General features: G+C 66.7%; 5 protein-coding genes and 1 pseudogene. 2 read left to right on the top strand and 4 right to left on the bottom strand.

Features of this window, described 5'->3' with window-relative positions; translation table 11 throughout:
- The first annotated feature begins 265 nt into the window (after nucleotides 1-265).
- Both IT540_RS03855 and IT540_RS03850 read left to right on the top strand, forming a co-directional pair.
- Nucleotides 266-727, top strand: a complete 462-nt coding sequence (locus IT540_RS03855) for an NUDIX domain-containing protein (RefSeq protein ID WP_291173538.1) — start codon at nucleotides 266-268, stop codon at nucleotides 725-727.
- A gap of 168 nt (nucleotides 728-895) precedes the next feature.
- Nucleotides 896-1,402: an N-acetyltransferase gene (locus tag IT540_RS03850; protein WP_291173536.1), complete on the top strand. Its 507-nt coding sequence runs from the start codon at nucleotides 896-898 to the stop codon at nucleotides 1,400-1,402.
- A 115-nt stretch (nucleotides 1,403-1,517) separates the two neighbouring features.
- Here IT540_RS03850 and IT540_RS03845 read toward each other — a convergent pair whose 3' ends face one another.
- The 4 genes and pseudogenes from IT540_RS03845 to glmM form a co-directional block, all read right to left on the bottom strand.
- Nucleotides 1,518-2,810: an adenylosuccinate synthase gene (locus IT540_RS03845; protein ID WP_291173533.1), complete on the bottom strand. Its 1,293-nt coding sequence runs from the start codon at nucleotides 2,808-2,810 to the stop codon at nucleotides 1,518-1,520.
- A 187-nt stretch (nucleotides 2,811-2,997) separates the two neighbouring features.
- Nucleotides 2,998-4,701, bottom strand: a complete 1,704-nt coding sequence (locus tag IT540_RS03840) for a mucoidy inhibitor MuiA family protein (RefSeq protein WP_291173530.1) — start codon at nucleotides 4,699-4,701, stop codon at nucleotides 2,998-3,000.
- Nucleotides 4,702-4,987: 286 nt separating this feature from the next.
- Nucleotides 4,988-5,815: an outer membrane beta-barrel protein gene (locus IT540_RS03835; RefSeq protein WP_291173527.1), complete on the bottom strand. Its 828-nt coding sequence runs from the start codon at nucleotides 5,813-5,815 to the stop codon at nucleotides 4,988-4,990.
- 225 nt (nucleotides 5,816-6,040) lie between these two features.
- A pseudogene (gene glmM, locus IT540_RS03830) lies at nucleotides 6,041-6,873 on the bottom strand (phosphoglucosamine mutase); the annotation flags it as partial.

The raw sequence follows: 6,873 nt of genomic DNA, 5'->3' as shown, positions 1-6,873 counted from the left end.
CAATTGAGGAAGCCGAGCGCCCGCTTCGTATTCCAGTGCCGGGGATGAAAGCCCGTGATCGGTCCCAGGTGAACGTCGGAAATATGGACAAGGGTGAAAGTCTCGGTCATATGCCCTCGAGCCGTGCGCGCCGTCGCATCCCCGCGGCAGTCCGTCCCGCGCGGGATCTGGGACGGACAGCGATTCTCCGATAAAAATTACGATAAACCAAGGAGCTATGGTCAGTCGTGGTAAGCGGTGAGACCATATCCGCGGGAGAGGCCGTGTGTCGCCTGATAAAATGATCCTCAAGGCGCTGCAACGCTACTGGCGCTACTCGCGCGGCCTGACGCTAGGCGCGCAGGGCGTGGTGCTGGATGCCGAAAGCCGCGTGCTCCTGATCCGTCACACCTACCGGCCCGGCTGGCACTTCCCGGGCGGCGGCGTCGAGAAGGACGAGACCATCGAGGATGCGTTGAGACGCGAGCTGCTTGAGGAGGCCGGCGTCGAGATCACCGGCCCGCCGGAGCTGTTCGGGCTGTTCGCCAACCATCGCCTGTTCCCTGGCGACCATATTGCCGTCTTCGTCGTGCGCGCCTGGCGCCAGGAGGCCGTGCCGCGGCCCAACGCCGAGATCGCCGAGCAGGCGATGTTCCCCTGGGACGCTCTGCCGGACGGCGTAAACCCGCCGACGCGCGAGCGCGTTCTCGAGATCATGGGCGCCCGGCCGCGCGCCCCGCACTGGTGAAATCCCGAGACCTCGTGACACCCTGGACCCGCCCCACCGCCCATGCTAAAGGCGCGGCCCATGCGCACCCGGTCCACCATCCTGAGCGAGAGTTCGCGGCGACGAGCGCCGATGCCGCGCCATGCGCGCTGATGCGCCCCGTCTGAACGAACGCCAGGATCCAGTTCGATGCTCGCAAAAATTATAACCCGGCCCGCCACGCCCGGGGATATTCCCCTGATCTCAGCCCTCCACGATCGTGCATTCGGCCCAGGGCGGTTTGCGCGCACGGCCTACCGCGTGCGCGAGCAGATGGGGCCGGGTCGCGAGATTTCCGACTTCTGTCGCTTGGCAACCGCTGGCGACCACATTGCCGCGGCAATCCGCATGTCCGAGATCGCCATCGGCGGAAGGACGGGAGCCGCCCTCTTGGGTCCCATCGTCGTTGCACCCGAGCACGCGGGCCAAGGATACGGTCGCACGCTGATCAAGGAGGCAATGGACGCCGCACGCACCGCCGGCATTCGCCTCGTCATCCTGGTCGGCGACGAGCCCTACTATGGCCGCTTCGGATTCAAGCCTGTCGCACCGGGGATCATCACATTGCCAGGACCCGTCAATCCGGCACGCCTTCTGGCCGCCGAGCTGACTGAAGGTGCGCTCACCGACTACCGCGGCCAGATCTCCGGCCGCTGACCCAATACGCCTTTGCGTCTGATTTCACGTCATGGCCGGGTCAAGCCTGGCCATCACATAAGAGAGCCAAGTTTCTTCAAGCCAAATCGGATCCGCTCTCGCGTCACCACGCCCCTCAATCCTCGAACGGATCCTTCATGAGGATGGTGTCGTCGCGCTCGGGGCTGGTCGAGAGCAGCGTCACCGGGCACTCGATCAGCTCCTCGATGAACTTGACGTACTTCACCGCCTGCGCCGGCAGGTCCGCCCAGCGCCGCGCGCCCTGCGTCGACTGCGACCAGCCTTCGAACGTCTCCCACACCGGCTCGACGCGGTTCTGCGCGTTGATGCCGGCCGGCAGGCGAGAAAGCGTCTCGCCGTCGAGCCTGTAGCCCACGCACACTTTGATCTCCGAGAAGCCGTCGAGCACGTCGAGCTTGGTCAACGCGATGCCATCGATGCCCGAAACCTTCACCACCTGCCGCACCAGTACCGCGTCGAACCAGCCGCAGCGCCGCTTGCGCCCAGTCACGGTCCCGAACTCGTGGCCCCTGACGCCGATCGTCTCGCCGATCTCGTCGGTAAGCTCGGTCGGGAACGGCCCGGCGCCGACACGCGTCGTATAAGCCTTGGCGATACCGAGCACGAAGCCGAGCGCCCCCGGCCCGACGCCGGCGCCGGCCGCTGCCTGCGCCGCTACCGTGTTCGACGAGGTGACGAACGGATAGGTGCCGTGATCCACGTCGAGCAGCGCGCCTTGCGCGCCCTCGAACAGAATGCGCTTGCCGGCCTTCTTCGCCTCGTCGAGCAGCTCCCACGTCACATCGATGTAGGGAACGACCTTGGGCGCGATGGCGGAAAGCTCGGCGATCACCGCGTCCTTGCTGACCTCCTCCTTACCGAGGCCCCGCCGGAGCGCATTGTGATGCAGGAGCAGGCGATCGACCTTCGGCCCGAGCGTCGCGAGGTTCCGCAGGTCCTGCACGCGGATCGCGCGCCGTCCCACCTTGTCCTCGTACGCCGGCCCGATACCGCGCCCCGTGGTGCCGATCTTGCCGTCGCCCGCCGCCTCCTCGCGCATGACGTCGAGCTCGCGGTGGAACGGCAGGATCAACGCCGCGTTCTCCGCGATCCTGAGCTTGTCGCGATTGACGGCGACGCCCTGGCCCTCAAGCTTCTCGATCTCGGCGATGAGCGCCCACGGATCGACAACGACGCCGTTTCCGATGACGCCGAGCTTGCCGTCGCGCACGACGCCCGAAGGCAGCAGCGACAGCTTGTAAGTCGCGTTTCCGATGACGAGCGTGTGGCCCGCGTTGTGTCCGCCCTGGAATCGCACCACGACGTCGGCCCGCTCCGAGAGCCAATCGACGATCTTGCCCTTCCCCTCGTCGCCCCACTGCGCGCCGACGACCACGACGTTAGCCATTCTTCCCACCAGATGTCATGAAATGGCCCCGGCTGATCGAGCCGGGGCCGGAACCAAAAGCTACGTTTAAAGCGCCGGAGGAAAAGTGGAAGCGGTTTTCCGGCCCAAACGGCCATTTTCAGCCGATTCCACGCAGCCCTGGCCGCCTTAACCCTGCGCTGCCGGCGCCCCTTCGGCTGCCCCCGGCCTACTGCCTGTAGATCACCGACTTCGCCGACGGCCACGACACCCGGTAGCCGAAGCTGATCGTCTGCTCCTGGTCGGGCTCGAGTTTCCCCTCCCACACGATGACGCCGCGCTTGTCGTCGACGTTCTCGCGGGTGGGCGCCTTGCCGGTCAGATCCACCTTGATGTCCTGGTTGGCCGACACCGGCACCTGATCGAACACCGCGAGCGACACCGCCCGCTCGTGCATGCTCTTGACCGAGATGAGGAAGTTGCGGCTGTCCGTGCGCGAGGTGGAGATCAGCCCCGTCTCGCCGCGCGTCTCCTCCGAGATCGCATGGCGCACGCGCACCAGATCATCGATGCCGAATCCGAGCTCATGCTCCTCGCCGGGCGAAAGGATCGGCAGCCGGCCCGTCCCAACGAACGTGCCGTCACGGAACAGCGACACCGCGCCGGGCAACAGCGGCGAGCCCTTCGGCAGGTTGAACTTGGCGTAGAGATAGGCCTTGGGCTCAACCTTCGGCACGGTACGGATGGTGAGCTCCGGCTCGATCGTCTCAGCGGCGAGCTGCACGCGCTTGGCCTCCCCCGTCTCGGGAACCGTGAGCCGTCCCGGCACCGCATAGAGCGCATGGAACGGCGCGCGCACGACCTCCGCCGGGCGCTCAGCCATTACCACCTGTTTTTGCGGGGCGGCGGCTGCAAACCGCTCTTGCGCGGCGAGCTGATCTTCCGCGGCGATCTCGGCGGCACCCTCGTCCATGGACCGCGCGCGCCCGCTTGCGGGCGCCATGGCCATCGGCGCCGGCGGAGGCCGTGCCTCCGGCTCGAAATCGACGATCAACGGGCGAAGCTCGGGTGCCGACGCGCCGGCCGACGGACGCGTGGTCGAAAGCGTCAGCGCAATGTTCTCCCAGCTCTCTCCCGTCTTCTGGCTGATCGAGGCCCGGCGCGTGAGATCGATCTTGGGCGCCACCGTCTTGTCGCCGGTTTGAAGCCGCACGTCGTAGAGCGGAGTCCAGGACGCGTGCGCCACCTGATAGCGCACCGTGATGTCGACCTCGAGTGCCGACTGCGCGATGACGAACACTTTCGCCTCCGTGCGCTCGGTCTTCTCCGGCGCGATCTCGGCGAGCTTCTTCTCGAGGTCCTCGATCTTGCGGTCCGTCTCGCGGATCCTGACCTGCGCGTCCTGCAGCGCCCGTTGCGCCTCGGCAGAGCCGGCCCCGATCAAGGCCAGGATCGCCGTCCAGTCCTCGCCGCGCTCGGCACCGACGGGAGGCGCCGGCCGCGTCGGCAGTTGCGTGAGGTTGGTGATGAGCTGCTTCTGCGTCTCCGCCGCCTGCACCTGTGCCTCGAGGCGCGCGCGATCGTCCCTCAGCGCCTCGATCTCGGTCTCGATGCGACGCCGCTCGGAAGCCGAGGCTTCTGCGTCCGCACGCGGCACGAACAGCCGGCGCGTGTCCACGGACCCGATCTCGAGCTTGCCCGAGGCCGTCCCCTCGACGCGGATCGAGCCCTCGATCGCTCCCGCCGGAAGGTCGCGGAACAAGAGCGAATGCTCGCCCTTGTCGAGCTGCACCTTGGCGACGCGCACCACTTCCGCACCCATCGGAAAGACCGTGACCGCATCGATCCGCGATTGAGCCTCGACCTCTGCCGCGCGCGATACGTCTGCGGCGGCCGCAAAGACAAGAAGCGCGACGGCAAACACGTGCTTCACGGGAAAACCTCTCGGGCTGGTGTAATGTTGAGAACGATCCTGGCAGAGGGCGTCCTACGCCCACGGAGCATAGAGCCTGACCGGCTGAGACGCGAGGCTGAGGTTCGCCCCCGCCTGCGGCCTTCGTCTGCTGTTCGTGCGGCCGGTTCTCGACCAATTTATGACCGCCGCCCCCGTCCTTGCACCGCAAAAAGAAAGGCGGGCCGGTCGCTTCCGGCCCGCCGAGCGGAAAACCAACGAAGACGCAGCCCGAGACGAGAAACCTTACGGGGCCGCGCCTTCAATCCTATTTGAAGGCGACCGGATACATCGGCGCAGGGTGATCCAGGCGATAGCGCGCGCTGAGCAGGAGATCGTGCGAGACGATGTCGCGAATCTCGAGTCCCGAATGCGTGCCCGACAGGTCGTACGCCGTGGCCGAGCCCGTCTTCACGTCGCCGAGGTCCGTGTAGCGATAGGCCAGATCGACAGTGAACTGCGGCGTCACGTCGAAGGCGAGACCGGCATAGAGCGCCCAGGCGAAGTTGGTCGTGGTCTTGTCCTTGTCGCCGTAGTAGACGCTGCCCGCCGGCACGTTGACGTCCTTGTAGCCCATGACGGTGATCGAGCCGATGCCGATGCCGCCGCCGACGTAGGGCGTGACGCCGCGCCAGGTGCCGAGATCGACGTAGGCGTTGAACAGTCCGAGCCAGCTTTCGAGATCGGCGGTGTACTCGTTGCTGCCGCAGTCCCCCGGACCGCCGCAGGGCGGCCTGTAGTAGGAATCCTGCGCCACGAAGAGCTGCTTGCCACGGTATTCGCCCGTGATGTCGAAGCGCAGCCAGCGGCTGTGCTCGACGCCGATGCCGAGTCCGTAAAGCGCCGTGCTCTTGATGTCGTGGTGGTGCACGGTGAAGCCACCGTCGTTGAAGCTCTCCGACCAGATCGAGCCGGGCTCCGGGTTCTTCATGCCGATGGTGCCCTTGAGGTACCACGCGCGTCCCGACGGCGGCGGCGGGATGTCCTTGACGCTGCCGTATCCGAGATCGGCGGCTTGAGCCGGCACGAACGATACGGAGAGAAAAGCTGCGCTGACGATTGCGCCCAGGAGGCCGCAAACGCGTGAGGTTCTCATGACGGTCCCTTTCGAAGGCTGTCCCGGTTGCTGCGGCGGGACATGCGAAACGCAGCACTGCTCGAAGGGAGCATTGTCGAGGAACGCTTAATAGACGCTTAAGCAGCGCTCCATTCCGGGGCACATCGCGACCGCGCGCGACGCGCTGTGGCCAGGGCGCCGACACGCGCACGCGCTGCGCCTAGCGCGCAAGTTAGGGAATCTTTAAGGATCGCGACGCCGCGCCTACGCCGCCTGCGCCGCTGCCGCCTTCACAGCCTCGACGATATCGCCGACCACGGTATTGACGAGTTGCTCGTCGTCGCCCTCCGCCATCACACGGATGACGGGCTCGGTGCCGGACGGACGGATCACGAGCCGCCCGCTCTCGCCAAGCTGCTGCTTCGCCCCCTCGATCGCCTTGCGCACGCGCTTGTCGTCGAGCGGCTTGCCGCTGTCGTAGCGCACGTTCTGCAGGATCTGCGGCAGCGGCGTGAACCTCGCGCAGACCTCCGACACGGGCTTGCCCGTTGCTACCGCGCAGGCCAGCACCTGCAGCGACGAGACCAGTCCGTCGCCCGTGGTCGTGAAGTCCGATAGCACGATATGGCCGGACTGCTCGCCGCCCACGTTGTAGCCGTGCCGGCGCATGTGTTCCACCACGTAGCGGTCGCCGACCGGCGTGCGCGCCAGCGACAGGCCGTGCTCCTTGAGATAGCGCTCGAGCCCGAGGTTGCTCATCACGGTGGCGACGATGCCGCCGGCGCTGAGCTTGCCGCGCCGGTTCCAGCTCTCCGCGATCACCGCCATGAGCTGGTCGCCGTCGACGATCTGGCCCTTCTCGTCGACGATCACCACGCGGTCCGCGTCGCCGTCAAGCGCGATGCCGATGTCGGCGCGCACCTCGCGCACCTTGTCGATCAGCGCCTCGGGCGCCGTCGAGCCGCACTTGTAGTTGATGTTGCGCCCGTCGGGATCGACGCCGATCTTGATCACCTCGGCGCCGAGCTCCCACAGCGCCTCCGGCGCCACCTTGTAGGCGGCGCCGTTCGCGCAGTCGATCACGATCCTGAGCCCGT

It is taken from the genome of Hyphomicrobium sp., from assembly GCF_020852195.1.
Classification (GTDB): Bacteria; Pseudomonadota; Alphaproteobacteria; order Rhizobiales; family Hyphomicrobiaceae; genus Hyphomicrobium_C.
The sequence above is the reverse complement of the archived record's forward strand: the minus strand, read 5'-3'. Positions and strand labels throughout refer to the sequence as shown.